The organism is Streptomyces sp. DvalAA-14 (assembly GCF_900091855.1).
Lineage (GTDB): Bacteria > Actinomycetota > Actinomycetes > Streptomycetales > Streptomycetaceae > Actinacidiphila.
In genome coordinates, this window is record NZ_FMCH01000176.1 from 1 (window position 1) to 2,226 (window position 2,226).

The following is a 2,226-nucleotide window of genomic DNA, read 5'->3' on the forward strand; positions in this document are numbered from 1 at the left end:
ACGACGGCGGGCAGATCGGCGGCGTCGGCGAGCCGGGCGGCGAGATCGCCGGCCACCTGCTCGGCCGGGCGGACGGCCCGGTGGTCGCCCTCGCGGTCGCTTCCATGGTCGCCCTCGCCGTCGTGGCGGGCGCCGTAACGCGTGGGGTCGGCGGGCAGCCGGCCGGCCAGGCGCAGCCTCCAGCCGTCGCGGACCGGCGTGACGTCCTTCATTGCTGCTCCTCGGCTGCGGTCCGCGCGCCCGGCCGCGCGGACCGGTGCGGGGGAGGTGGTGCTCTGGTGGTGAAACGGTAAAGCACCACAACTGCAGATGGGAAGCCCGGTATTCCGCGAGCAGCAACACCTTTACTGAACCGTTCAGTTCCGTTCAGCTCGGTTCAGTCCGTTCATCGGGCCGTTCAGCCGGGTCGGCGCGCCGTGCCGCGGCGCAGGAGCGCCAGGCCGAGGCAGACCGCGGTCGCCGCCACGGCCAGTGCCGCCGGCAGCCGGGACCACGAGGTGCCGGCGACCGGGGCCTGGGCGAGCAGGAAGACGATCGCGCAGGCCGCGGCCGCGATCAGCGGTGGACCGAGCGGACGCGGACCCGGCGGCGCGGTGACGCCGGCCGTCCACGGGTCGGTGACCAGGAGGTAGGCGAGCAGCAGGGCGGTGACGCAGCCGGCCAGCCACACCGGCGGATCGGCCACGGCGGCGATGACGACCGATCCGCCGGCCAGCAGCGTGGACCGTCGGTGCAGGGCGATCGCCTGCCAGCGGAGCGACGCCCTGACCGGGCGCTCGTCCGCCATGGGGGCCGCCCACCAGGCGACGGCGGCCACCAGCACGACCAGCGCCTTGTCCAGGCCGGGCCCGCGGAAGGCGGCGGGCGGGTTGCAGGCGGCGACCGCCAGCGCCGTCCCCAGGCAGCGCGCGGTCAGCCGGTCCACGGCGGGGTTCATCGGCTTCCTCCCTGGATCCGGCTGCGCAGCAGCGGCGCGAGCGGCAGGTCGAGCGTCTCGCCCTGCCGGTGGGTGATGACCGCGATGCCCCGTTCGGTCAGCGCGAAGCGCATGGCGTCGCGGTCGGCGCGCCACAGCCGCAGGGCGAGTTCCGCGACCGGGTCGCCGGGGTCGATCCGGGGCGCGCCGGTGGCGATCTCGACCACGACCAGCGGGTTGGCCCGGCCGCGTACCTGGTGCAGCACATCGAGGATGCGCTGGTCGGTGAGCGGTGTGAAGACGTAGACCAGGGCGCCCTCGGGCAGGGCCGGCGGGGGCAGCCGGTTCAGACCGGGGCTGCGGAAGGAGCGGTCCTTGCGGACCTCCAGGACGCTTTCCACGATGCGGTAGAAGTAGCCGTCGCCGCTGCCGGGCTGCAGCCAGCGGGTGGCACCGCCCACCGAGACGACGCCGACCCGGTCGTGGGTGCGCAGATAGGCGCGCACCAGTCCGGCGGCGGCGCGGAAGGTCTCGTCCAGCGAGGACACCCCGGTCTCGGGGTCGGTCACGTCGGCGAGGACGTCGAGCAGGACGACGGTGTCGGCGGCGCGCTCGGCGGCGAACTGGTGCAGTTGGAGTGAGCCGCGCCGGGTGGTGGCGGGCCAGTGGATCCGCCGCTGCCGCTCGCCGCGCACATACGGGTGCACCCCGATGACCTCGACGCCCTCGCCGCGCTGCGTCGAGGTGTGTTCGCCCAGCCGCTGCGGCAGCCGGACCGGGATCGGCGTGACACCGGCCGTCGAGGGCACCGGGAAGACGGCGATCTCGCCGAGGTCGGCGCGGACACTGCGGCGCGCGATGCCCCCGGCGTCATACAGGTCGATGTCGACCGTACCGAGGCTCCAGCGGCCCCAGCGCCGCGCGGTCAGGCGCAGTTCGACCAGGGAGCGCCCCACCGCGAGGTGGTCGAGGCGCACTCCGGGACCCGGGGTGACGCCGGGATCGAGCCGCCCCTCCCCGCCGTCGTCGGCGACCGTGATCCGGGCGACGACCTGCTCCCCTTCGAAGCAGCGCCGGGTGTCGACCTCGACGGCCACTTCCATCCGGCGGGCGCGGGTCCGGTTCGGCAGCGCGAGGGCGAGCAGGGTCAGCGGCCCGGCGGCCAGCGCCAGCAGCCAGGGCCGCCCGGTGACGAGGGCGGCGGCGACCGCGACGGCGGCCACCGTGCCGTAGCGGAGGGTGCGTTCCCCGGCCCGCCAGCCGGGCGGGGGCGGCGGCGGGGGCTCGGCGGGCGCGTCGCTGTCGGACTG

Annotated in this window: 3 protein-coding genes; all 3 read right to left on the reverse strand. The window is 75.8% G+C overall.

Going from position 1 to position 2,226, the window contains the following annotated elements:
- Window positions 1–212, reverse strand: a 212-nt coding sequence (locus GA0115240_RS08630) for a hypothetical protein (protein ID WP_141708779.1), incomplete at its 3' end; no start/stop codon positions are given.
- A gap of 185 nt (window positions 213–397) precedes the next feature.
- Window positions 398–937 (reverse strand): hypothetical protein, encoded by a 540-nt coding sequence (locus GA0115240_RS08635; RefSeq protein WP_093736066.1) that lies wholly within the window; start codon window positions 935–937, stop codon window positions 398–400.
- Window positions 934–2,226: DUF58 domain-containing protein (locus GA0115240_RS08640; protein WP_093736067.1), on the reverse strand; the 1,293-nt coding region annotated here is incomplete at its 5' end. The genes GA0115240_RS08635 and GA0115240_RS08640, both read right to left, overlap by 4 nt.

Coding starts and splice junctions, on each gene's coding strand:
- GA0115240_RS08635 (WP_093736066.1), bottom strand. CDS start 937: ATGAACCCCGCCGTGGACCGGCTGACCGCGCGCTGCCTGGGGACGGCG.